Below are 22,402 nucleotides of genomic sequence, written 5' to 3'. Positions count from 1 at the left end.
TTAATAAATTTAACAAATTAATTATATAACATACTCGGGAGGTTTGCAATTGGGACCAGAAAAAAGAGTTGAGAATAAAATTCGTAGATTTTTAGAAGATAACGGCGCTTTTGTTATGAAAACACATGGTGGAAGTCCTGGAGTACCCGTTGGTATACCCGATTTGTTTGCAATATATAGAGGTATAGCTATTTTCATTGAGGTTAAACGTGAAAAAGGTGGCAGGGTTAAGCCTATTCAAATAGCACAAATTGACAGTTTAAAACGACATGGCACAATCGCTATTATTTCGAATGATGTTTCATATGTAGAAGATCTGATAGGAACTATCGATACTTTGATAACAGAAGGTGCATGGAAAAATATTCAAACAGCTATCAATATGGCTAATGAAATGGGTGTTAAACAATGATGCTATACCCAACACAAGAGAAAGTTATGCACGAAGCTAAGCCCTCGTTTTTCTATGGACTAGGTACAAGTTCCGGCAAAACACTTATATCAATCTATCATTATTTGAAACATAACAATGGCGAACCTTTATTAATTGTATGCCCACCTACGAAAAAGAAATCGAATGAATGGGACCATGAAATAGAAAAAGTGGAACAGCACGAAAATATCAACATTGATTATGAAGTAATAGCATCATCGATGTTAGCTAAAGAATACAGTGATTATTCAAATTACTTTGTGATTTTAGATGAAGCACATTACTTTATGAACCCTACGAGTAACAGAGGAAAAGCAGCACAAAAACTATGTAAGCATTCAACAAACTACGTAATGTTGTCTGCCACACCAGGTGAATCCTGGAGCAAGTTTATGAACTACTTTATCATCTTTGGTTTTTATAAGAACAAAACAGAATTTTTAAAGAAACACGCCATATATGAAACGAAACATTTTGGTGGTAGATCCATAAAACAAATTGTCGATTTTCAACACACCTACACTTTAGAACGATATTGGCAAACAATCGCAACCATGAAAGAAACATCATATTTTGTAGATTTGCCACAAGTGAGTGAACGTTTTGTTGAATTTAATAAATCAACTACGTATACACAAGCTGCTAAAGATAGAGTTGTTGAGATTAACGGTGAACAAGTTATTTTAGATAGTCCACCTAAATTAGGGGCAACATTAAGATATTTAACTAATCAAAAAGCTAAAGCTGCTTATACAAAAGAGTTACTTGAAAGCACGAATGATAATGTAGTTATCTTCTACCAATTCACAAGAGAAAAAGACAATATACTTGAAGTCATTAACAAACTAGACAAGAAAGTATTTGAAGTCAGCGGACAACACTTTGAATTACCAACACAAGATGAACGCAAAACATTAACTAATAGTGTAACACTAGTACAAATTCAAGCAGGAAGTGCAGCTATTGAACTTAAATACGCTAATCAAGTCATCTATTACTGTCCAACATATAGTTATACACAATACCAACAATCACGTGGCAGATGCATCCGACATGGCGGCAAAGAACGTGTAGAAATAATTAAATATAAGACGAAAGGCACTATTGAAACGCAAGTGTGGAAAGCATTAGATAATAAGCAAGATTTTGACGAAAAATTATATTTACTTGAGGAGGTTAAACAATGAGCGAAAAAATAACATACCTCATTCGACACAAAGAAATTCCAATCTACATTACTAATAAACCTAGCGATAGCAACCCAGAAGTAAATTATTCAACTAACAGAAGTAGAGCAAGAGAATTTAACGGTATGGAAGAAGCTAGCATTAATATGGATTATCACATAGCAATTAAAAAAACAGTGAAAGAAACCATTGAATACAAGGAGGTTGAAAATGGCTGATTTTGCAGAAAAGTTTAATGAGTTAAATAGCCGAAATGTAAATGAACATGTTGAAAAAAAGCAAGGCTTAAGTTATTTATCTTGGGCATTTGTTCAACAAGAGTTAACTAAATTAGATCCCAATTATGTTGAGAAAATAATCGAGTTTCCATCGCCTGATGCAACAAACGAAAACATATTCTTACCTTACCTCAAAACAGAAGAAGGTTACATGGTTTGTGTGGAACTAACTGTTTTTAATGTGACCAAACGTGAATGGTTACCAGTTTTAGACTATAGAAACAAATCGTTAGCCAAAGGTTCTGCAACAACGTTCGACATAAACAAAGCGACTAAAAGATGCATGGTTAAGTGTGCAGCTAAATTTGGTTTAGGAAACTATTTGTATCTTGGTGAAGATGGCCCTGAACAACCATTTGAAGCTGCTAGTGATTCTGAAATTAAGGAAGTAGACGAAAAGGTGAAGGTGTTAGCGCCACTTATGAATCTCACAGAATCACAATTAAAAAAGAAAATGAACATACCACAAAAACTTTCATCATCTGATGCAGAGGAAGCATTGATGAGATTAGATAACGGGATTCAATACTATAAAAATAATAAAAAGGATGATAAATAATGAATCAATTCAACGGAATCGGACGTTTAGTAAGAGAAGCAGATATTAAAGAAACTAAAGCAGGTAAGAAGTTTGCAAGATTTACAATTGCGATTAATCGTTTCAATGATGAAACAGACTTTGTAGACTGTGTTGTGTTTAACGAAAGAGTTGTAGGTGTTGTTGAAAAGTATACAAGTAAAGGTTCGCAAGTAGGAGTTAGTGGTTCGCTAAACATTAACACATCTGAAAAAGACGGACACAAATTTAAACACCCACAAATTAATGTTCAAGCTGTAGATTTGCTGGATAGCAAGAATAGTAATAATAGCCAAGATAAGAAATCAGATAACCCATTTGCTAATGGTTCTGATGACTTACAAGGAGAATTACCGTTCTAAGGAGGACATTTAAAATGAGCCATAAAGATTATGTAACTAAAAAGTTAAACGAAATTATAGACATTTATGACGATATATATGATTATCTCCCATCAGAAGAAACAGCTGAAGAAGTTTATCTTGATAAATGGCACATAGTAGATTTACGTGATGACTGTGAAAAAGTTTTTGATGAAACTGGTAATACAAAAGTGATTGATTCCGATGACTATTAAACACACAATCACATATTTTAAAAGTCATAGTGACGTAGCCAATCCATTACATTATCAATTGACCTTTGAACAACTTATTGAATCATTATCTAAAGTGAAAAGTAATGCAGGTAAAGGTAGTGCCGGTGTAATGGTGGCTGGCTATGCCACATATCGCAACAATGAACAAACTAAATCAAGAAGTATGATAACTATTGATATTGATGATATACCAAACACAATTAACTTCCCTAAATTTATAGATAACAGATTCCAATACAGTTATGTGATTTATCCAACACATTCACATTCTGAATCAAATCAACGTTATAGGTTGTGTATTCCATTATCGCAAGAAATAGAAGCTAAATATTATAAGCAAATAGCTTTATATATATTGCAATTTTTGAAGATGAAAAGTGAGTTAGAGAAAGACAAATATAAAGATAGTAAGTCTATTGTCTTTTTCGACCCAGCAAGTTTATCACAGTGTCATGCGATGAATTTGCCTACGACTGAAGATGATGGGTCTAATTATCAAATATACTATCGTGACACTGAAATCTTAGATCCACAACCATTAGTGGAACAAGCCAAACGTGTTAAGGAACAAGAGTTGAAGATGCAGAAAAATGGAACGTACAAGCGTAGCAAAGAGGATGATGAATGGATAACTCTTCTACAAGGTGTCGGTGATGGCCAACGTACACATGCAACAGAAGCATTAGCTGGTCTTTTCATTAACAAATTCAGTCGTGATTTGGCCTATGAAATGCTGAATGTATGGAACCTACAGAATCATCCACCATTAGATGAAGATAAATTACTCCATCATTTTAATGGCATATATAAAACACACTGTAATAACAACAACATTAAATACGAACCCATTAAGTAAGAAAGGAGGATATTATGCCAGATGATACTAACATCTATGACTTTGCACAAAAGTTAACAGATAAAACGTTGAAAGAAAACGAAGAAAAGTTTTTTAGAAAAGAAGATAATAAACAACCGAAGTTCCATCATGACGAATTTGCAGAATACATTATGACTAAGTACCACGTTGTGAACATTAATAATCGTTTGCACATATATAATAACGGCATTTATTTAGATGATGAGCGTCTAATTAAACGTGTAATGGTCACACAGATACCTAAACTAAGACGTACGCAACAATCAGAAGTATTAGAGTATTTGCGAACAATGGCACCAGAGAAGGAAGAAGAAACACCATATCTGATACCACTTAAAAATGGCGTGTATGACGTTAAACAGCAGACATTACTACCACACACACCAGAATTAATATTCACAGCACGGTTCAACGTTAATTACGATACTGATGCAAAATCAGACATTGTAACAGAAACACTATTCACCATTGCAAATGAAGATACAGAAGTCGTTGAAATGTTTACACAAATATTCGGTTACTTACTTTTTAAGCAAAACTTCATCGGTAAATCATTCCTATTCGTTGGTAGTGGTGGTAACGGTAAGTCATTACTACTAAGAATGATGCAAGCATTAGTTGGTAACGAGAACACATCCAGTGTGTCATTGCAGGCATTAACAGAACAATTTAACGTTTCATCTTTACACCATAAGTTATTAAACGCAGGGGACGACATTCCACTTAAAAGTGTTGATGACGCATCCAACTTTAAGAAGTTATCGACGGGCGAGCTAGTATTAGCTTCATACAAGGGTCAAGACGTATTCGCATTTAGTAACTACGCCAAACTTGTCTTTAGTGCTAACGGCATTCCACGTTGGTATGAGAATAGTAATGGTGTGTTCGACAGGTTAATTATTGTTCCATTCAATGCACGTATTCGTGGCACAGATAAAGAGGACCCACATCTACCAGAGAAGGTAACAACAGAAGAAGCCAAGTCTTATCTCTTTAACGTAGCTTTACAAGGGTTACAGAAAGTATTAAAGAATAATGGCATATTCTTACCAACAGTTGTTCAAGATGAAATGGATGAATTTAGAAAGAGTAATGATCCATTAGCTGCCTTTCTTGATGAGTTTGATTTGGATGGTAAAAGAATTTCTGATGCTTACGAAGAATACAGAGAATGGGCAAACTTTGAAGGATATAAGAAGCCACTTATTAGAAAAGAGTTTAGAAAACAAGTTTTAGAGAGAGAATATGTAGATAAAAAATTGAGATTAGACAACCACACTAATCCACAATGGTGTTTTATTCATACAGACAGAGTGGCTAAATAATAACTGTTCCAATTTTGTTCCATTAATATTTAAGTTTTGGAACAGATAAACCCTTTCATATCAACCTTTGTTCCAATTGTTCCAATTGTTCCACTTTTTTTAAGTCTATAGAAAAATAAATATAAATATATAGGTAAGTAGATTAAACATTATATGAGTGAGAAGTTGAAAATACTGGAACTTTTGGAACAGGCTTCTAAAAGTCATGGGAGAGTAAGAGTGAAGGTGTTCCAAAATTTTTAAAAAAAGTATTATTTTTGGAACAGAAACTGGAACAAGAAAAGAGATACGAATATGGATGAAACAATAAATAACGACATTCAAGCTAAAAAAGCTGGATTAATCATTGGCATTTCCAACGAAATATATTTTATGGCTATCAGCAAGACATCAACAGTATATGTTGAATGGATAGATACGAGATGGATGGCGTGGAGAGAAACGTACATTTTGAACAGTAGCAAACGTAAAGGTTACAAACGCATAGCACATGGAGAGTTTGATGAAGTTATTCATAGAGTAAAAGGTTATCTGGAATTTATTCAGAATAATCAGAAAGCGAAGTGATACTGCGTGGAAGAAACAATCACACTGAAACTTAAAGTGGAAATCGAACAAGAGGTAACTGTTCCAGTACCGCCCAATTACGATTTAGACGATATAAAAGAACGTGAAGCAGATAAAGCAGCAGAAAAATATAAAAGCAATCCAGAATTACTAGGATTTGAAGAAATTAAATTTAGAGACGTAACAGACGTACAAGTTAGAGATTACTAGGAGGAAACGAGAATGCAAAGAGTTAGAGATGAACATAATGAGGTTTGCTTTGAAATTGTAGATAAAGAGAAAAGTGCATTGGTACCTGTTGAAGATTATAAAGAGGCCAAAGCATTAGGTATTCACAACAGAACAATAATTTCATATGCGAACGACAGTATAGCTGGCTTAAGACGATATATGGCAAATTGTGAACGCAAGGAAGGCATCGAACGTTTAAATCGTGAAGATCGTGAGCGAAAGGAACGTAAGCAACAATTAATGTTAGAGAAACAACGTAAAGAGGAACAACGTCTGCGTAACATACAGAACGCAAAAGTACGTAGTAAGTGGTTCGAACATTTAGCAACTAACAACATATTCCCTAAAAAGGTGGCTAGATAGATGAAAATTCGTGACTTAGACAAAGGTAGATACATCGTTGTGTATGACATGGGCAAGAGTGAGTATTCAGAAGGTATGGCAGTTGTAGGTCAAGTGGTGGAATTAATATTTAATGATGAGGATGATAACGCTGCAATCATACAATCCATGCCATTTCAACGTTACACAGTAACAGATGATAACTATTTCGATTACTGGAATGACTATATGGAAAATAAGACGGAGTATATAGGTGTTAAACATCAATCCAACGACGTGCAACAACGTAAGCGTAAAGATGAAAATGTAGGATTATTTAAAATTAAAGATTTAAAAGTCGGTTATAAAGTCAAAGTGTTGGGTGACAACATGACAGGTGAAGTTACTGAAATAGCTGATAACGGTAAATCTGCTGAAATACAAGTGGATGATGGTGTGTATAGAGTTATCAATGATAACTATGATTTCACAATAATAGAATGGAATGCAGTACCAGAGTATGCAGAGGACACAGTAAATCACCCATCACATTACAACTACGGTGATATAGAAATAATCGATTTTATAGAACAAGTCACGCAACATTATAATCCAAACGTAGCTTATCACATTGGCAATGCAATTAAGTACCTTGCACGCAGTCCGCACAAGAACGGCAAAGAGGATATTGAAAAAGCTAAGTGGTATATCGAGCGTGCGTTTGATAATTGGGATGTGAAATAGATGATTAAGTGTACATTAAAAGATTTAATAGAACGCCACGAGGTTACACAAACCGATATTGCTAATGCTACAGGTATTACTAGACCTACATTACTATCACTAATGCGTAATGACGCACAAGGTATCAAGTTTTCTACATTAGAGAAATTATGTGATTACTTCAATATAGAAATTAGTGAGTTACTTGTATCAGATAAAAGTTATAAACCAACTAAACAAGAACAATTAGATCACTTAATTAATATAGCTAGACAACTTAAAAGTGAGTTACAGTAATGCAATTATCCAACACAATCAACATTCGTTACAAATATAAAACTGGTGGGATGAACACTAAAGAAATGGCACAGTTATTAAAATATTATCGATTTCGTGGATTCTTGAAGGCGATTAATAAAAATAGCTTTATCGTAGCAGTGTTGCCAGAGGATAAAGCACATAACAGGAAAGCGATGGAGGGGTTAAGGAATGGTAAAGATTAATGTAAATGCAGAAATAGAAAGTAAAACTTTGACATATGGTATTAGATTTCATGGAGAAACAAGTGCAGATAACGAAGCATGTGAAAAAATAAAAGTTATCGATAGTTTCATTGGAGATGTGCTTTGGGATTTAGTTCGTACTAAGTGGCAAGCTGAAAGCAATCCACATATGAAAAGTAGTCAAGAAATCAGAGCAGTGTTAGATAAATTGTTCAAACACTTAGAAGAAATGAGCGATATTTATTTCGGGCGAGATGAGGAGTAATGACAATGAAAATAAAAACTAAGAAACAATTAAACTTACCACAGTTGATTGAGTGGGGATTAAGTTATGACTAGATTAAAAGATATGACGAATTATGAATTTAATGGATGTGTCGTATTAAAAAGAGCTGAAAACAAAGGTAAGAATGTTTGTTGGTTATGTAGATGTTATTGTGGCAACAATTTTGTAGTTAGATCTACTGATATACGAACTGGAAACACTAAATCATGTGGTTGCTTAAATAAAAAATTAGCTGGGGATAGAGCAAGAAAACACGGAAATAGAAACAGCAGATTGTATAATATTTGGAACAATATGAAGATGAGATGTATTAATCCGAACAGTATAAGTTTTAAAAATTATGGCGGTAGGGGTATAAAGGTTTGCGATAATTGGTTTAATTCCTTTGAAAATTTTTATAAATGGGCGATGAATAATGAATACGATAATACTTTAACACTAGACAGAATTGATAATGATGGGGATTACAAACCTAGTAATTGTAAATGGTCTGATTATACACATCAAGAAAGAAATAGAAGAAATAATCATATTTTAGAATACAATAATGAAAAAAATACTATGGCTGAATGGTCTGAATTAACAGGTATACCTTACAAAACTTTATGGAAAAGAGTGAAAAAGGGGTGGAGTGTAGAAAAGTCTTTGACACAACCGTTAAGAGGGCAAAAAGAATTAATATGGCGTGACGGGAGATTGATTGAATGAAACAATTCACAGTTTGGCTAGCAGTCGTAATCATACTGGCGATGATGCTATTGATAATGTGGGCAACTATGTAGAGGAGTGATGGCGAGTGGAATTATTAAAACCCTGCCCCTTTTGTGGAAGTCGTGCAGATTTAAGGTATAGTTTCGACAAAGCATTAGTTGAATGTACTAACACTAAGTGTAAAATACAACCATCTACTTGGTTAGGAGTAGAAACTGACAGTGTGAGTAAATTAGTTAAGATATGGAATACTAGAAATTATGAAGAGGAGTGATGGCGGTGGCTACAGATAAACAAGTAAAGTATGTCCAATCATTACAAGAACAATATGGTGCAGAAGATTACACAGAAAAAGAAATAAAAAATATGGGCCATAACGAAATAAGTATTGTTATAGATGAGCTTAAAAAGGCGATTGCAGAAGATGAATTGTACAACGAATGTATGACCTATGGATTACCTAATCAATAAGGAGTGATGGCGAGTGAGTTATGAAGAAATTTGGAAGGACATAGAAGGTTATGAAGGTATATATCAAGTGAGTAATAAAGGAAAAGTTAAAAGTTTAAAAAGAATCATATTAAAAAGTGATGGGAAAAAGCAACTTATTCATGAAAGAGTTTTACAGCCGCAAGATAGTGGACATGGTTATTATAGAGTTAATTTATACAAAGACAAAAAAGAAAAGTCTATAAGTGTCCACAGTTTGGTTTTAGAAACATTTACCAACAAAAGAGTAAAAGGCAGGGTTATCAACCATATAGATGGTGATAAATCTAACAATAAATTAATAAATTTAGAATGGTGTACTCCTAAAGAGAACACTAGGCACGGGTATGAAAATGGTTTGATGAAAAAAGGAGAAAAACACTCGCAAGCCAAGTTGAAAGATGTTCAAATTTTAGATATAAGACGTATTTATTCTGAAGGAGAATCAAGCCAAAGATATTTAGCTAGAAAATTCAATGTGACTCAAGCTACTATCTGGAGGATTGTTAACAATAAAAGCAGATATGATTCGGAGGTGAATGTGTAAGATGTGCGAAAACAAAGAAAGAGCTTTAATAGACGACCTAACTTGGTATAAAGCAAAGGTTGACAGACTACAACACGAAAACAAACGCCTGACACGCTTGACCCACAAACTAACAATCCACCGTACTATGTGGCACGCTTTGAAAGATTGGCGTAGGGATATGTTAGAGATTGATAAAAATGATGCTCAACTTATTAGTTTGGGATTGGTTATGGACGATTTGGAGAAACGACATTTGTATAAGGAGCGTGAGTAGTATGGCGTATGAAAATAAAATAGCAATAGAAAGTTGTATTAAAAGAGTGCATGAACAACAGGGAACTACAGAAAAAGTTCAACAAATTATTAATGAATTAGAAATGGTATATCGCAAAGCGAAGGCGTTTGATGAAATTAAAAAAAGATTTGAAAAAGAATATAAAGCAGAAGTTCTCGAACAAAGTCTGTATTACCCTGAAAATTTTGATAATAGCGAATTTTTAGTAGATGTAGAACATATTTTATATTTTGAAGATGTTAGATATGTAAAAATCAAGGAGGACAAACAAAATGACTAACACAATTACAGTAGATCAGTTAAAAGAATTATTACAAATACAAAAGGATTTTGACAGTAGAATACCAACACTTAATTTACAGGATAGCAAAGTAGCATATGTGGTTGAGTTCTTTGAATGGTTTAACACATTAGAAACGTTTAAGAACTGGAAGAAGAAACCGGGCAAGCCTTTAGATGTGCAGCTAGATGAATTAGCAGATATGTTGGCGTTTGGGTTAAGTATTGCAAATCAAACGTTAGGTTATAGCGATACGTGGACTAAGGAAGAAGAAATCGAAATAGCAACTGAATCTATAAACAAAAATGATACAACTATAGATTTTAGTTATGAAAGAGGAACAAGAAGATATTTAACGAGTATTGTAAGCACAACTTTGAGAAATGATATAGAACCGTTACAACAAGCATTAAGAGCTTTGCATATTGCTAAATCATATTATTCAGTCGACCAACTAATCACAGCATATAAAAAGAAAATGGAAAGGAATCACGCTAGACAAGATGGAACAGCAGATACAGACAAAGGATACATCTGATAAAGACATCGTTGAACGTGTACGAATAATATTAGGTAAGGAGTGACGCAATGCAATATCTAATACGCACACTTACCGATTCTACAGGGCATGAGTTTAAAGAAGTGATTAAAGCACGCGAGAATGAAACTTTCTCTATTGTGGATGCAGAGAGTAAGGAAGATGCGAAAGAGAAGGTTAAGAAACCTAAAGGATTATTGGAAGTAGTACCATCTAGTTTTAATAACGGTCCTATTAGTAGAGCGTTAAAAGCTGGTATGTATAGAAAGGGCAGTGAGTAATTTGGAGATAGGTAAATACTATTACGTTGTGGTTAACAATGAGCACAGAATGTTTGATGAAGTAGTAAAAATGTATGGTGATACTCATGCGGAAACGATTGTAACAACTACACTAGACACTGAAAGAGCTGTATTGTTTGATACTTACAAAGACGCTAAAGAGCTAGCTGATACTTATGGCTTTAAAGTTAAGAAGATTAGAACAGATATTCTAGGATTGGAGAGTAGATAAATGACTAAGTATATATGTGTAAGAAAAATGGATTTCAGTCCAAAGGAATATGAAGTGGGCGACATCGTTGAAATTAACAAATTGGACGAACCTATAACGGAAAGATATGAATTTGAAGATTTAACTTTTTCTGCAGAATTACATTATGAAATAGTAGATACAGGGTTCAGGTTGCAAGACAATACGTTGAAACGTTTCTTCAGAAAAGTACAACCTAAAGACACTATTCGCAAACGAATACTCAAAACACTAATGATCATTACCCTATACGAACTAAGCAAATACGTTACGAATGAAATTATTACACGCAGACAAGCGAACGATGCGGTGGATCAGTACCCGATGGATTATGAGGTGAGTGAATGACTAAGTATAAAGTACAATTCGAAGTACCGTATTTGTATCAAGGGGTTATCCCTTTAATGTATCACCCTTACACAGTGGTAGATGCTAGAGATGAAGAAGAAGCTAAGACAAAAGCACAAGAAGTGTTCAACAGTCATCCAGATAACGTGAGCTTACCTAGAAAGATTATAAATGTGTCTATTAAGGAGGACGAGTAATGTTCTGGATAGCAGTAAGTATTATATTGGGATTGATTACAATATTGACGTTAATATCTAATGCGCAAAAGAGTGAGAAGATAGCACAGTTGAACTACACAATTATATACATGGCAAGTAGTGATGAGGATGTTAAGAAAGCGTTAGATGAGTGGGAAAGATTTAAAGGATAACTGGAGGTAGTGCATGTATACACGAGAAGAAGTAAGAGAAATGATAGACAATTATAAATGGATGAACAATGTTGTAGCATCACAAGTTTATGATGTAGATAGTACGTCAGTTGCACAGTATGGTATTGAATCTGTTATGCCTAAAGCTAAAGGACAATCAGGAGATAAGGTGCTGCTAAAGGTTATGAATAGAAACAAAGCACGGAGACGTAATATAAAACTAATAGAGAAGATTGAGTTCATTGATAAGTATGAGGAGTACATAACTAACGAGATGAATTATCACATACTACAGATGATTAAGTTAGGTACGCAACATAAGACTGTCATGGATTTAATGGAGATAAAAAGTAAGTCAACATTCTATGGTTGTTTAAACGAAATAGTAAATGTATACATGGATGCACAGCAAGGACATTTCGATTAGTGTACGAATCGAACACATCGAACCAATCGAACACATCGAACGATGTTAGATGTTTAATACCAATACATTATATAATATACACATAGGTAAAATGGATGGTAGCTTTAGAGGTGAAGTTATTATTCAGTAGGTGTGTAAACTTAATACTATATTATATGAGGCACGTTACTTTTGTAGCGTGTCTTTTTGTATGCACCTAATCTTAATGACCCACACAATAAGGACACACATATTAAAGGACACTGCTTATTAAGGTGGGGATTAAAGGTCATACTAATTAAGGTCACATAGTTTAGGTCACATACTTTAAGGTCATCACTTACACATTGAGTGTATGACAGACAGAACAATGAACATTCATTTATATATTAAAAAGGTTTCATTAGTTCATAAAGATTAATTGAAACATTAAATCATAATTAGAATATAAAGTTTGTTTGTTGTTTCTTTACAATTGAATATTAAAAGAATTGTTTTATTGATCATAAACTTTATTAGATTAATTTGCATTTGATTGATGAAACAATTTCTAAAGTTAAAGACAAAATGATTTGAGATTATAATTTCTTATTTCGTTTTGTCTTTTATTATTTCTAAAACTAAATTACAAATTGAAATTAATAAAACAAAATTAAATAAATAAAATTCAAATGAAAGAAGTTGATTCATTTGTTTGTTCAACCAAAGGTTCGACTTGGTAACAAGAACTATACTCAAACCGAGTTGCAAAGGTATAGGAAAGCCAATACCAAAAGGTATAACCAAGAGGTTAGGCAGAATAGACGTAATAAGGAGTATACAGCGTTCTACAATAGCACACAGTGGCGTAAGCTACGTCAACAGGTGTTAATACGTGATAACTATCTTTGCCAACATTGCTTGGCTGAAGGCGTTGTGAACGACAAAGATTTAATTGTCCATCACAAGATTGAATTGAAACGGGATTGGTCGAAAAGACTGGATATGGAAAATTTAGAGGTAGTGTGTGTTTCATGCCACAACAAAATTCACGGCAAATAATTTCTTGAAAATTTTTGAAAATATTTTTGCGGGGCGAAGAAAAACCCCGTCGCTTCTGAGACGAGCGAACAACGAGCCGACCTTTTTTGCGACCAAAATCCCAAAATGAAACTTTTCACAAAGTCATATAACGTCTGGAGGTGCTGTTATGGCAGGAAGAAAGCCAAAATTAAATGCTAATAAACTAGGAAATCGAACTAAAGAAGAATTAGAGCAATCTGAAAAGGTTGAAAATGGGTTAAATCAGTTTACAAAAATAAATGTTGATTCTGTACCCGACGGTTTAACCGAAAACGCTGCTAAAGAATGGTCGAGAGTAGTTCCATTACTCGAACAATTACCTATAGCTGAACTAGATTACTCGCTTATTAAAAAGTATTGCGAAGTGGTAGATCAAAACGATACTTTATATCGCGCAATTAGTTCGAAAGATGGTATTGAAGGTATGGTTGACCCAGAAACTAATCGTAAAACAGGCGCCTTCATGGCTTATATGGAGTCGTTGAAAGAGTTACGTTCTATTTGTGGGCAATTAGGAATGACAATCGATTCACGTATGAGGTTAGTTGTACCTACTGAAAGTGAAGTTAAACAATCTGTGTACGATGAATTTGGTGTTGATGAAGATGACTAGCGTAAAAATACCTAAAGCGTATGAAACATTATTAGATATACCTAATGAATACAGAGATGACGCTTATAAATATTGTGTCATGGTCTTGTCTGGAGCTTATGTTACGTGTAAGGATACTCGATTGGCTTGTATTCGTCATTTAAAGGACATACAACGGTCAATAAACAATGATGAATGGAATTATACCTATAAGCCTAAACGCGCTAAAAAGGTTATTAAATTCGTTGAAGCACTACCCGATACTAAAGGCAATATCAACAAGCTTGGCCTGTTCCAAAAATTCATTATCGCTAGCGTGCGTGGTTGGTTTACCAAAGACAATGACATGTTGCGTTTTAGAAAAGCTTTTATCTCTGTATCAAGAAAATCTGGTAAATCTTTATTGGTAAGTGGTTTGGTATTATATGCTTTCCTATTTGATAAAGAACCTAAAGAAGGACGACAAATGTTTGCTGCAGCTAATGATAAAAAACAAGCAAGTATTGTATTTAATATGGTTGCCAAACAATTGATGTATTTTGTATCTAAGGTACCAGAACTGAAAAAGGATGTTAAGAAAGTGCGCGAGTTGTTGCAAAACACTAAAGATGATTCATATGTAATGCCTCTCTCTCGTGATACTGGAGCAGTGGACGGCTTCGAACCTTTCTTAGCAGTAATAGATGAATATCATGCAGCTAAAACAAACGAAATGCTAGAACTTATACAGTCTGGTCAAGGGAACTTATTACAAAGTTTAATTTTTATTATCTCAACAGCGGGCTTTAATCTTAACGCGCCAATGTACACAGATGAATGGCCGTATGCAAAAGATATATTAGCAGAAGTATATACGGATGATGAATATTTTGCAGTGATCTACGAACAGGATTCGGAAGATGAATGGCAAGATAAGTCCACTTGGGCTAAATCTAACCCATTGATTAACGAGACAGATGAATTGAAAGAACAAATAGAAGATTTTCTTGAAAAGCGTGTAGCAGAAGCTACTAAGAAAAATACAATGTTCAGAGTGTTAGTGAAAAACTTCAATTATTGGATGCAAGCTAGTGAAGAATCTTACCTTGATTTCAATGATTGGAAGAAAAACGAAACTGACTTCGACATTAATAATTCAAAAGTTTATATCGGCTTAGACTTATCTCGCGCAGATGATTTAACAGCAATATCCTTTATACACCTAGATGAAACCAACAAACAATACTATATAACCTCTCACTCCTTTGTGGGCACTAAAGGAGGGTTACAAGGAAAGATTGAGCGAGACCTTATAGATTATCATCAGTTAGCAAATGATGGCTATTGTACTATCACAAACTTGTCTAGTGGGATTATAAATACAGACCAAGTCTTAGATTACATTGAAAATTATGTGAATAGACACAATTTAGATGTACAAGCCATTTGTTACGACCCGTATTCAATACACGGCGTGTTAGCGGAGATTGAGCGTAGAGAATGGTATTACGACTTGTATGAAATAAGACAAGGACCGCAAACACTTTCTAATCCTAACTTAGATTTTAGGTTAAACGTAATCAATGGAGATATTAAGCATCATAAAAACCCATTGTTAGATACAGCAGTAAAAAACGCTGTTGCTAAGAATGTGAATGATTCAATAATGATTGAAAAGAAAATGAACAGACATAAAATAGATCCGCTCATGAGTACTATATTTGCTTATGTGATAGCAAGTGAGCATGAATGGGACGCAGAAACATTTATGCCGATGTTCTTATAGGAGGTGTGACGATGAAGAAAACCTTATATGCACTTGTGGTGATATTACTGTTCGTTGTGGGCTTAATAGGGCTGTTCTACGGCTTGTTTATACTTTGGGAACCATTAGCTTATATTATTGGTGGATTGCTGCTCATAGGCCTCTCAGGTGTTTTAAACCAAGCGTACGACAATACCTCGAACAGTAAAGGGGGTGACAATTAAAGATGCCATTACTTGATTTAGGATTTACAAGTAAACAAGAAAAAATGAACAGAGATTTAGAACGATTGTTGTATTGGCAAGAACATGGTACACATGCAAGTTATGTTGGTATAAACGCGTTAAAAAACAGTGATGTGTTCACTGCGACACGTATTATATCTGCGGATATTGCTAGTACCAAGTTAAAGGTTAAAGGCCACGAAACAAATACGGTAATGAATGATGTGTTAAATCTATTCAATAACAATCCACATTCTGATTTACCGGGTTGGCATTTCAAATTCATAATCATTGCGAATATGTTACTTAACGGCCAATCTTTTGTTGAAATTATACGTGATAAAAATGATTTTCCAGTCGGCTTCCACTTCTTACATAACGATTTAGTAGGAATAGAGGAAAAAGACGGAGAGCTTGTTTATAACGTTAGTGAAGATGTGGAAGGTAATTCAGCTAAGATAACCAGTGAAGATATATTGCACTTTAGATATATCACTCTAGATGGATATGTTGGCTACAGTCCTTTGTATGCACTAGCACATGAGATTGGTATATCACAAGGCTCAAAGAGTTTCTTGCGTAACTTCTTTGACAATGGTGGTACTTCAACATCTGTGTTGCAATACAAAAAAGGACAAATTAACGCAGAACAATTGAGAGATCTGAAACAAAACTTTGCAGAAAGTCAGTTGAAAAACAATGGTGGTTTAGTTGCTATTGACGACACGATGGACTTTAAACGATTGCAAATACCAGTTGAAGTTTTGAACTTCTTAAACAGTTATAAGTTCAGCACTTCACAAGTTGCTAAAGCGTTTGGTCTGCCAGTATCTAAATTAGGTATTGAAACAGTCAATACATCTATCACACAAGCAAACCTTGAGTATTTGCAAAGCACATTAGATCCAATATTCAAAATGATGATTGCTGAACTTGAAACCAAGATATTTAAGTTTATTGATTCTGGTTATGAATTAGAGTTTGATTCATCACGCCTTATTGATATTGACCCAGAATTACAATTGGAACGTATCACAGAATTGCATAGTAAAGGGATTATATCTACAGACGAGGCAAGAAGTGTATTTGGTTATCAACCTATTGAACACGGTGAAGAACCGCTTGTGGACCTTAACAGAGCGCCACTTTCTACTTTACAGAACTATCAAGAATCTAAGATAGACAAAGAAGTCGAAAAGAACTCCATTAAAGGGGGTGATGAGTATGACGAACAGTAACGTTGAGACAACACAGGATATGGTTATTGAAGGTTACGCTTTAACTTTTAATACATTGAGCAATGATTTAGGTGGTTTTAAAGAAAGAGTTTTACCTAATGCTTTAGACGATGTGGACATAGATGACGTTAAGTGTTTAATCAATCACGAAGATAGATATGTTATCGGTAGGACACAAGCTGGAACTCTTGAACTATCTGTAGACAACAAAGGATTGAAATTTAAATGTTGGTTGCCACAAACATCTTACGCAAAAGATATATACGAAAATATTGACGTGGGGAACGTTAATGAATGTAGTTTTCACGCTTGGTACTTAAAAGATAATAATGGTAAAACAACTGGTTTTTATTGGACTGTTGAAGATGGAGATTACGTCATGAATGTTGAAAAGTTTGAAAAGCTAATTGATGTAAGCATCGTTACCACACCTGCCTATAAAGATACTGGCGTGTTGGTTGCTCAACGTTCACAAGACTTAACGCAAGCTAAAGAGTTAGAAAAATTGAAAATATCGATTGAGTTGGACGGCCTACGTTTTAAAACGTAAGGCTATTTTTTATACCTAAATTTAACAAGGAGGCATACACATGGCTAATTTAGACGAGCGCAAAAAAGAAATCGCTAGTTTGATTTCTCAAGCGCAAGAAGCAGTCGAAAAGGGCGACCTTGAAACTGCACGTAATTATAAAGCTGATATTGATGCAAAGAAAAAAGAGTTTGAAGAACTCGAACAGCTTTCACAAGAAATTGAAGCGTCAGCACCTAAGCTAGAAGAAACACCATCTACAAACGAAGGTGCAGAAGCGGAAGATAACGAAGGTGGTAACACTGGAGAAGGGTCAGAAAGTAAACCATCTGACGACAAAGAGGAGAAACCGTCAGACGAAGAAAAACCTGACGATAGACCGAAATCAGATGGCCCAACTGAATCTGAAGAAAAACCAGAAGCGCCTGCTATCGAGAAAGTAGAAGAACCTACTGAAGAAGAATTAGAAGAAGAAAAAGACAAAAAGAAAAAAGAAGGAGCGAAACGTTCTATGGCGAAATTAATTCAAAATCCAGAAACAAACGAAGAAATCTTAGGTTTCGAACAATACATGAAATCAAAAGGGGCTAAACGTGACAACGTTAAATCAGACGATGTTGGCGTAACTATCCCAGAGGATATTAAATATATTCCTGAAAAAGAAGTAAACACAGTACAAGATTTATCAGAGTTGGTACAAAAAACATCAGTATCAACTGCAAGTGGTAAGTACCCAATCTTAAAACGTGCTAACGCTAAATTCAACACTGTTGCTGAATTAGAGAAAAACCCAGAGTTAGCTCGTCCAGAATTCGAAACGATTGCTTGGGAAGTAGACACTTATCGTGGATCTATTCCAATTTCACAAGAAGCATTAGACGATTCAGTTGCTAACTTAACTGCTATTGTGTCTGAAAACATTAATGAACAAAAAATCAATACTTTAAACGAACGTATTGGGGAAGTACTAAAATCATTCAATCCATCTTCAATCTCTGATGTGGATGACTTAAAAGCAATCATCAACGTTAAATTAGATCCAGGTTACGACCGTCAAATCATCTGTACACAAAGTTTCTACCAAAAGCTAGATACCTTGAAAGATGGTAACGGTCGTTATTTATTACAAGATAGCATTATCAACACTGCAGGTAACACTGTATTAGGTATGAACGTAACAGTAGTTCGTGACGACCTATTAGGTGCTAACGGTGATGCTAAAGCTTTCATTGGTGATGTAAAACGTGGTGTTCTATTCGCAGACCGTACAGACGTGTCAGTGCAATGGATTGAAAACGAAATCTACGGTAAATACTTGATGGGTGCTTTCCGTTTCGATGTAAAACAAGCTGATAAAAATGCTGGTTTCTTCGTAACATTTGAAGATGTAGCAGAACCTAGCGGAGATTTAGGAGCATAAGCAAAGTAGGTGACTTCAATGTTTAAAATAGACAACGTTGAATCAATCAAGCGGGCAATACGTGTAGACCATGATTTCGATGATGATTTAATCATGCATGTATATTTGCCCGGAGCAATTAATGAAGTGAAAACTGCTGTTTCATTAAATAGTGAGGATGAACCTTTTTATAAGGATAATCCAACGTTTAATTTAGCAGTGTTGAACATTATTGCTCATCATAATGACAATCGTTCAATCACTTCAAATGAACAAAGTTTCGATGTACCAGCTTCTTCGATGAAGTTAATACAAACATTGCGTAGCGACCTGGCTAAATGGCGTAGAGATAACATCGAGGTGATAGCCGATGAATCTTAACCAATTAGATTACAGAATTACGTTTTACGAGAACACTAATGACGGTCCAGAAGCTGGTATGAACGAACGAAACGAATTATATAGTTGTTTTGCTGGATTGTATGAACCTACACAAAAAGATGTTCAGTTAGGCAACTTAGAACTTAGTAAAAGGTCGGTCACATTAAATATTAGAAATGCTCAACCTCAATTTATACCTAATGTAAATCAAACATTTGAAATACAAAACGGTATGTATGCAGGGTTGTTTTTTAATGTCAAAAATGTGGCACCTGCTAAGTCTCCTAACTACGTCAAAGTGGTGGGTGAAGAACAATGACAGTAACTGTTAAAGGTGATAAAGAAATAATCGCGTACTTAGAAAAGAAATATGGTAAATCTGCCACAAAGCGCATAACAGACTTTGCACTAACTAAAGGTGGGCAAAAGGTTGTTCAAATAATCAAAAACAACATGAAGTCATTTAAAGATACTGGAGAATCTGTAGAAGAAACTACAGTATCTAAGCCTATGACGATAAACGGTGTACGTACAGTGAAGATTCATTGGCGTGGACCTAAACAGCGTTATAGGATTATCCACTTAAATGAATATGGTCACTTTGACCGTGCAGGTAAGTGGGTTAATACAGCTGGTAAAGGTGTTATTGAAAACGCTATGCGTGAAGGTAGAGAAACGTATTTCAGAACAGTAAAAGAAGAAATAAGAAGGAGGGTGTAACTTATTGGACGACATCACAATGAAGATATACCAAGCGATTACAGATAACAAAGAAATCATGGAACATGTTCCTAAGAACAATATAAAGTTCTTCGATTATCCTAACGCACAAGAAATCAAAGATGTAGTGATTGTCATAGATCCATTAGACACACCTAAACCTTCTGATTTCGCAGACAACGATAATTTAACCTACGAATACTTTTATCAAATAGATGTATTTGTAAAACAAAAGCAAGGCGTAAACGGACGAGTCCTATCAGATAGGCTCGTTTTTTTATTGCAAAGAATGATGTGGGAAGTATTGGGATTTGGCGAAACATCTTCCATGAAACCCGAATATATCAAGGAGTTCAACATCTACCGACAAGCTAAACGGTTTGAAGGTAAACAATATTTTAATTTATAGGAGTGTTTTAATATGGCAGAGAAAAATTACCGTTCATTTACAGGTTTAACAGAGTTTTATTACAAAGTTCACGGTGAAGATGTACAACAAGTTACAGATCCAGAGCGTATTAAATATTTACAAGAAATTTCAGTATCGAAAGACCAAGACATTGAAAAAGCATATGGTGATAACCAAGTAGCAGAAATGGCAGTTGCTAACGGTACTATCGAAGTAGAAGCTGGTTTCCACAAACTACCTTTAGAAGATAGAGTAGCTTTATTCGGCCTAGAGAAATCAGAAAGTGGCATTGTGTCTGTAGGTAACGACACACCTCCATATGTGGCCGTAATGTTTGCTAAAACTATGGAAGATGGTTCTCGTGAATATGTAGGATTACCTAAAGGATTATTCACATTCCCAGAGGTTGAAGGTAACACTAAAGAAGATGGCGTTGAATTCAGTTCAGACTCTACTACTGCAGAATTCATGCAAGCACCAGTTAAAGGATTTGAAGAAGAAAAAGCTATGTTAATGGGGCATGATGCCAAAGGAACATCAGTTATGAAAGACGCTATTTGGGAAGCTATCTTTGGTGAATCTGCAGAAAGTAGTAATTCAGACGAAGGAACAAGTACACCAGAAGAAGAACTAGGCGCATAACATACAGGAGGTTTGATTATGGCTAAGAAAAAATATGAAGTATTACACAAATTCATTGATTTAGAAGATAAGAACAAAGTTTATAATGCTGGCGATACTTATCCTAAACCAGCAAACAAAAAGATAACTCATGACCGCATATTAGACCTTACTACAAGTGATAATAAACGTGGCATGGTGTTAATTAAAGAAATAGAAGAATAACAAAGGAGTGTATAATATATGAAATTTCAAGCAGCATATTCATATTTAAAAAGAGGGCACGACATAAAACTTCCGGAATGGGGAGGCTTTTGGCATTGGAACAAAGAACTCAAACAATTGATATTTATACAAGGAAAAATGAAATATTAGACATTAGAGATACAAAAGATGTCGATTATACTATTGGATTCACATTCAGAGATGATTGGGAATTAGTAGAAGAATAACCATCAACGAGGGCTATATGCCCTCTTTTTATTTGCAAATAAAAAACAAAATTAAAGGAGCAATTATAAATGGCTAAACGTAACTTTATTAAATTAACTCAAATCGACAAAAAAGGTAACGCAGTAACAGATACAGAAGGTAACGCAAAATTTGACACATATATTACACCTACTCAAATTCCATTCCGTAAAATATACGATGCTGCTGATTTAATGGACGGCGCATCAGATGAAAATACTTCTGCACAAGAAAACATCGACCAAATGCTAGATATGGTCGTAGACATTTACAACAACCAATTCACAAAAGACGACTTATTAGACAGATTACATGCACCAGATGCAGTAGAAGAATTACAAGGACAAATTGAATTTATCGCACAAGGACAAATGGATGAAGAAAGAAAAAAGGAACTAGCGAGAATAATTTAAAATCTCTCTCTTATAAAGAACATAAAGAAAACATGAAGAAACTCATGCTACAAATGATGAAAGATGGGGGCAAGGATATTAATGACATTTTGGATATGCCCTTCGCTTTCTTCATGGAGTTAGTTGACGAAAGTAATAAGAAAAACGTCAAGAAAACGGATAGCATGATTCAAGCATTTATGTAATACATCTCACA

At 34.6% G+C, this 22,402-nt stretch carries 44 protein-coding genes; all 44 read left to right on the top strand.

Annotated elements, in window-relative coordinates; all coding sequences use genetic code 11:
- Positions 1–49: 49 nt before the first annotated feature.
- The 44 genes from JVU85_RS12910 to gpGT all read left to right on the top strand — a co-directional run bounded on the left by JVU85_RS12910 (position 50) and on the right by gpGT (position 22,391).
- Positions 50–412 (top strand): VRR-NUC domain-containing protein, encoded by a 363-nt coding sequence (locus JVU85_RS12910; RefSeq protein ID WP_185284917.1) that lies wholly within the window; start codon positions 50–52, stop codon positions 410–412.
- Positions 409–1,620, top strand: a complete 1,212-nt coding sequence (locus tag JVU85_RS12905) for a helicase-related protein (RefSeq protein ID WP_204172738.1) — start codon at positions 409–411, stop codon at positions 1,618–1,620. Before JVU85_RS12910 ends, JVU85_RS12905 begins: the two co-directional genes overlap by 4 nt.
- On the top strand, positions 1,617–1,838 hold the full coding sequence (locus tag JVU85_RS12900; protein WP_204172736.1) for a DUF2483 family protein: 222 nt from the start codon (positions 1,617–1,619) through the stop codon (positions 1,836–1,838). Before JVU85_RS12905 ends, JVU85_RS12900 begins: the two co-directional genes overlap by 4 nt.
- Positions 1,831–2,457: a Sak single strand annealing protein gene (locus JVU85_RS12895; protein WP_204172734.1), complete on the top strand. Its 627-nt coding sequence runs from the start codon at positions 1,831–1,833 to the stop codon at positions 2,455–2,457. Before JVU85_RS12900 ends, JVU85_RS12895 begins: the two co-directional genes overlap by 8 nt.
- Positions 2,457–2,837 carry a single-stranded DNA-binding protein gene (locus tag JVU85_RS12890; RefSeq protein ID WP_204172732.1) on the top strand — a complete coding sequence of 127 codons (381 nt, stop codon included), beginning with the start codon at positions 2,457–2,459 and terminating at the stop codon, positions 2,835–2,837. The genes JVU85_RS12895 and JVU85_RS12890 overlap by 1 nt, the downstream gene beginning before the upstream one ends.
- 14 nt (positions 2,838–2,851) lie before the next feature.
- A complete protein-coding gene (locus JVU85_RS12885) occupies positions 2,852–3,052 on the top strand; it encodes a hypothetical protein (RefSeq protein WP_204172730.1) in 201 nt (66 codons plus the stop codon).
- Positions 3,042–3,929 (top strand): hypothetical protein, encoded by an 888-nt coding sequence (locus JVU85_RS12880; protein WP_204172728.1) that lies wholly within the window; start codon positions 3,042–3,044, stop codon positions 3,927–3,929. The genes JVU85_RS12885 and JVU85_RS12880 overlap by 11 nt, the downstream gene beginning before the upstream one ends.
- Before the next feature lie 14 nt (positions 3,930–3,943).
- Entirely contained in the window at positions 3,944–5,275 is a 1,332-nt protein-coding gene (locus tag JVU85_RS12875; protein ID WP_204172726.1) for a DNA primase family protein, read from the top strand.
- Positions 5,276–5,569: 294 nt separating this feature from the next.
- Positions 5,570–5,842, top strand: a complete 273-nt coding sequence (locus JVU85_RS12870) for a pathogenicity island protein (RefSeq protein WP_204172724.1) — start codon at positions 5,570–5,572, stop codon at positions 5,840–5,842.
- 6 nt (positions 5,843–5,848) lie between these two features.
- Complete coding sequence (locus JVU85_RS12865; protein WP_145232676.1) at positions 5,849–6,052, top strand: hypothetical protein; 204 nt, start codon at positions 5,849–5,851, stop codon at positions 6,050–6,052.
- A 12-nt stretch (positions 6,053–6,064) separates the two neighbouring features.
- Positions 6,065–6,436: a hypothetical protein gene (locus JVU85_RS12860; RefSeq protein WP_204172721.1), complete on the top strand. Its 372-nt coding sequence runs from the start codon at positions 6,065–6,067 to the stop codon at positions 6,434–6,436.
- On the top strand, positions 6,437–7,138 hold the full coding sequence (locus JVU85_RS12855; RefSeq protein WP_204172720.1) for a DUF3310 domain-containing protein: 702 nt from the start codon (positions 6,437–6,439) through the stop codon (positions 7,136–7,138). It begins immediately after the preceding gene.
- Complete coding sequence (locus JVU85_RS12850; RefSeq protein ID WP_204172717.1) at positions 7,139–7,414, top strand: helix-turn-helix domain-containing protein; 276 nt, start codon at positions 7,139–7,141, stop codon at positions 7,412–7,414.
- Positions 7,414–7,620 (top strand): hypothetical protein, encoded by a 207-nt coding sequence (locus JVU85_RS12845; protein ID WP_165844889.1) that lies wholly within the window; start codon positions 7,414–7,416, stop codon positions 7,618–7,620. Before JVU85_RS12850 ends, JVU85_RS12845 begins: the two co-directional genes overlap by 1 nt.
- A complete protein-coding gene (locus tag JVU85_RS12840; RefSeq protein ID WP_204172715.1) occupies positions 7,607–7,885 on the top strand; it encodes a hypothetical protein in 279 nt (92 codons plus the stop codon). The genes JVU85_RS12845 and JVU85_RS12840 overlap by 14 nt, the downstream gene beginning before the upstream one ends.
- Before the next feature lie 66 nt (positions 7,886–7,951).
- A complete protein-coding gene (locus JVU85_RS12835; protein ID WP_204172713.1) occupies positions 7,952–8,614 on the top strand; it encodes a hypothetical protein in 663 nt (220 codons plus the stop codon).
- Between the two features lie 88 nt (positions 8,615–8,702).
- Complete coding sequence (locus tag JVU85_RS14015; protein ID WP_204172710.1) at positions 8,703–8,891, top strand: Lar family restriction alleviation protein; 189 nt, start codon at positions 8,703–8,705, stop codon at positions 8,889–8,891.
- Positions 8,892–8,896: 5 nt separating this feature from the next.
- Positions 8,897–9,088 (top strand): hypothetical protein, encoded by a 192-nt coding sequence (locus JVU85_RS12825; protein WP_204172708.1) that lies wholly within the window; start codon positions 8,897–8,899, stop codon positions 9,086–9,088.
- A 13-nt stretch (positions 9,089–9,101) separates the two neighbouring features.
- Positions 9,102–9,653, top strand: a complete 552-nt coding sequence (locus JVU85_RS14145; protein WP_204172706.1) for an NUMOD4 domain-containing protein — start codon at positions 9,102–9,104, stop codon at positions 9,651–9,653.
- The gene (locus tag JVU85_RS12815) at positions 9,646–9,909 is read left to right on the top strand and encodes a hypothetical protein (protein ID WP_204172705.1); all 264 of its coding nucleotides are present in this window, start codon (positions 9,646–9,648) and stop codon (positions 9,907–9,909) included. Before JVU85_RS14145 ends, JVU85_RS12815 begins: the two co-directional genes overlap by 8 nt.
- Before the next feature lies 1 nt (position 9,910).
- Positions 9,911–10,210 (top strand): hypothetical protein, encoded by a 300-nt coding sequence (locus tag JVU85_RS12810; protein WP_204172704.1) that lies wholly within the window; start codon positions 9,911–9,913, stop codon positions 10,208–10,210.
- The gene (locus JVU85_RS12805; protein WP_204172703.1) at positions 10,203–10,748 is read left to right on the top strand and encodes a dUTPase; all 546 of its coding nucleotides are present in this window, start codon (positions 10,203–10,205) and stop codon (positions 10,746–10,748) included. Before JVU85_RS12810 ends, JVU85_RS12805 begins: the two co-directional genes overlap by 8 nt.
- A gap of 50 nt (positions 10,749–10,798) precedes the next feature.
- The gene (locus JVU85_RS14140) at positions 10,799–11,029 is read left to right on the top strand and encodes a DUF1381 domain-containing protein (protein WP_204172702.1); all 231 of its coding nucleotides are present in this window, start codon (positions 10,799–10,801) and stop codon (positions 11,027–11,029) included.
- A gap of 1 nt (position 11,030) precedes the next feature.
- A complete protein-coding gene (locus JVU85_RS12795) occupies positions 11,031–11,261 on the top strand; it encodes a hypothetical protein (RefSeq protein WP_204172701.1) in 231 nt (76 codons plus the stop codon).
- Complete coding sequence (gene rinB, locus JVU85_RS13995) at positions 11,262–11,627, top strand: transcriptional activator RinB (RefSeq protein ID WP_239441220.1); 366 nt, start codon at positions 11,262–11,264, stop codon at positions 11,625–11,627.
- On the top strand, positions 11,624–11,824 hold the full coding sequence (locus JVU85_RS12785; protein WP_204172700.1) for a hypothetical protein: 201 nt from the start codon (positions 11,624–11,626) through the stop codon (positions 11,822–11,824). Before rinB ends, JVU85_RS12785 begins: the two co-directional genes overlap by 4 nt.
- Positions 11,824–11,997, top strand: a complete 174-nt coding sequence (locus JVU85_RS12780) for a hypothetical protein (protein ID WP_204172698.1) — start codon at positions 11,824–11,826, stop codon at positions 11,995–11,997. The genes JVU85_RS12785 and JVU85_RS12780 overlap by 1 nt, the downstream gene beginning before the upstream one ends.
- A gap of 13 nt (positions 11,998–12,010) precedes the next feature.
- The gene (locus JVU85_RS12775; RefSeq protein ID WP_204172697.1) at positions 12,011–12,424 is read left to right on the top strand and encodes a hypothetical protein; all 414 of its coding nucleotides are present in this window, start codon (positions 12,011–12,013) and stop codon (positions 12,422–12,424) included.
- Between the two features lie 669 nt (positions 12,425–13,093).
- A complete protein-coding gene (locus tag JVU85_RS12770) occupies positions 13,094–13,444 on the top strand; it encodes an HNH endonuclease (protein WP_204172696.1) in 351 nt (116 codons plus the stop codon).
- A 148-nt stretch (positions 13,445–13,592) separates the two neighbouring features.
- Positions 13,593–14,078 (top strand): phage terminase small subunit P27 family, encoded by a 486-nt coding sequence (locus JVU85_RS12765; protein ID WP_204172695.1) that lies wholly within the window; start codon positions 13,593–13,595, stop codon positions 14,076–14,078.
- On the top strand, positions 14,071–15,822 hold the full coding sequence (locus JVU85_RS12760; RefSeq protein WP_204172694.1) for a terminase large subunit: 1,752 nt from the start codon (positions 14,071–14,073) through the stop codon (positions 15,820–15,822). Before JVU85_RS12765 ends, JVU85_RS12760 begins: the two co-directional genes overlap by 8 nt.
- An 11-nt stretch (positions 15,823–15,833) precedes the next feature.
- On the top strand, positions 15,834–16,025 hold the full coding sequence (locus JVU85_RS12755; protein ID WP_204172693.1) for a hypothetical protein: 192 nt from the start codon (positions 15,834–15,836) through the stop codon (positions 16,023–16,025).
- Between the two features lie 2 nt (positions 16,026–16,027).
- Positions 16,028–17,263 carry a phage portal protein gene (locus JVU85_RS12750; RefSeq protein WP_204172692.1) on the top strand — a complete coding sequence of 412 codons (1,236 nt, stop codon included), beginning with the start codon at positions 16,028–16,030 and terminating at the stop codon, positions 17,261–17,263.
- Complete coding sequence (locus JVU85_RS12745) at positions 17,250–17,813, top strand: HK97 family phage prohead protease (protein ID WP_204172691.1); 564 nt, start codon at positions 17,250–17,252, stop codon at positions 17,811–17,813. The genes JVU85_RS12750 and JVU85_RS12745 overlap by 14 nt, the downstream gene beginning before the upstream one ends.
- Positions 17,814–17,853: 40 nt before the next feature.
- Positions 17,854–19,212: a phage major capsid protein gene (locus JVU85_RS12740; RefSeq protein ID WP_204172689.1), complete on the top strand. Its 1,359-nt coding sequence runs from the start codon at positions 17,854–17,856 to the stop codon at positions 19,210–19,212.
- An 18-nt stretch (positions 19,213–19,230) separates the two neighbouring features.
- Positions 19,231–19,572 carry a head-tail connector protein gene (locus JVU85_RS12735; protein ID WP_204172687.1) on the top strand — a complete coding sequence of 114 codons (342 nt, stop codon included), beginning with the start codon at positions 19,231–19,233 and terminating at the stop codon, positions 19,570–19,572.
- Positions 19,562–19,891: a hypothetical protein gene (locus tag JVU85_RS12730; protein WP_204172685.1), complete on the top strand. Its 330-nt coding sequence runs from the start codon at positions 19,562–19,564 to the stop codon at positions 19,889–19,891. Before JVU85_RS12735 ends, JVU85_RS12730 begins: the two co-directional genes overlap by 11 nt.
- On the top strand, positions 19,888–20,292 hold the full coding sequence (locus JVU85_RS12725) for an HK97-gp10 family putative phage morphogenesis protein (protein ID WP_069794760.1): 405 nt from the start codon (positions 19,888–19,890) through the stop codon (positions 20,290–20,292). Before JVU85_RS12730 ends, JVU85_RS12725 begins: the two co-directional genes overlap by 4 nt.
- A 4-nt stretch (positions 20,293–20,296) precedes the next feature.
- Positions 20,297–20,701: a hypothetical protein gene (locus JVU85_RS12720; protein ID WP_204172683.1), complete on the top strand. Its 405-nt coding sequence runs from the start codon at positions 20,297–20,299 to the stop codon at positions 20,699–20,701.
- Positions 20,702–20,713: 12 nt separating this feature from the next.
- Positions 20,714–21,343: a major tail protein gene (locus JVU85_RS12715; protein ID WP_204172680.1), complete on the top strand. Its 630-nt coding sequence runs from the start codon at positions 20,714–20,716 to the stop codon at positions 21,341–21,343.
- An 18-nt stretch (positions 21,344–21,361) separates the two neighbouring features.
- The gene (locus JVU85_RS12710) at positions 21,362–21,547 is read left to right on the top strand and encodes a hypothetical protein (protein WP_108909455.1); all 186 of its coding nucleotides are present in this window, start codon (positions 21,362–21,364) and stop codon (positions 21,545–21,547) included.
- Positions 21,548–21,642: 95 nt separating this feature from the next.
- Positions 21,643–21,774, top strand: coding sequence for a hypothetical protein (locus JVU85_RS14065; RefSeq protein WP_275427744.1), 132 nt, complete (start codon positions 21,643–21,645; stop codon positions 21,772–21,774).
- Between the two features lie 69 nt (positions 21,775–21,843).
- The gene (gpG, locus tag JVU85_RS12705; protein WP_204172678.1) at positions 21,844–22,206 is read left to right on the top strand and encodes a phage tail assembly chaperone G; all 363 of its coding nucleotides are present in this window, start codon (positions 21,844–21,846) and stop codon (positions 22,204–22,206) included.
- A gap of 44 nt (positions 22,207–22,250) precedes the next feature.
- Positions 22,251–22,391: a phage tail assembly chaperone GT gene (gene gpGT, locus JVU85_RS12700; protein ID WP_165621421.1), complete on the top strand. Its 141-nt coding sequence runs from the start codon at positions 22,251–22,253 to the stop codon at positions 22,389–22,391.
- Positions 22,392–22,402 lie beyond the last annotated feature (11 nt).

Source organism: Staphylococcus sp. GDY8P72P (genome assembly GCF_016890655.1).
Classification (GTDB): domain Bacteria; phylum Bacillota; class Bacilli; order Staphylococcales; family Staphylococcaceae; genus Staphylococcus; species Staphylococcus arlettae.
The sequence above is the reverse complement of the archived record's forward strand: the minus strand, read 5'-3'. Positions and strand labels throughout refer to the sequence as shown.